1 protein-coding gene is annotated in these 384 nt (G+C 65.1%); it reads left to right on the top strand.

What is annotated here, in order from left to right; genetic code table 11:
* A partial coding sequence (locus LPA54_RS41820; protein WP_228985564.1) for a carbohydrate ABC transporter permease occupies positions 1-384 on the top strand: 384 nt, incomplete at both ends.

Raw genomic sequence — 384 nt, forward strand, 5'->3', positions numbered from 1 at the left:
GTTCACCCCGTTCCACACGCTGATCTACCAGGGCGCCGCCCGCTCCATCCCGCAGGTGCTCTACCAGGCCGCGGAGATCGACGGCGCGGGCCGCTACCGGCAGTTCTTCCACATCACGCTGCCGCAGCTCCGCAACTCCATGATCACGTCGATGATCCTGATGATCGTCGGTGGCCTCACCACCTTCGAGACCGTCCTCATCCTCACCCAGGGCGGCCCCGGCACCGACACGACCATCAGCGCCTACTACATGTACGACAAGGCCTTCAAGGGCTTCGACTTCGGCGTCGGCTCCGCCATCGCCCTCGCCCTGGTCGTCGCCGCCACCATCATCTCCCTGGTCGTGGTGAAGGTCTCCGGCTACGACAAGATGCGCAGCTCCAT

Origin of the sequence: Streptomyces sp. DH12, from assembly GCF_020873895.1 — a bacterium.
Classification (GTDB): Bacteria; Actinomycetota; Actinomycetes; order Streptomycetales; family Streptomycetaceae; genus Streptomyces.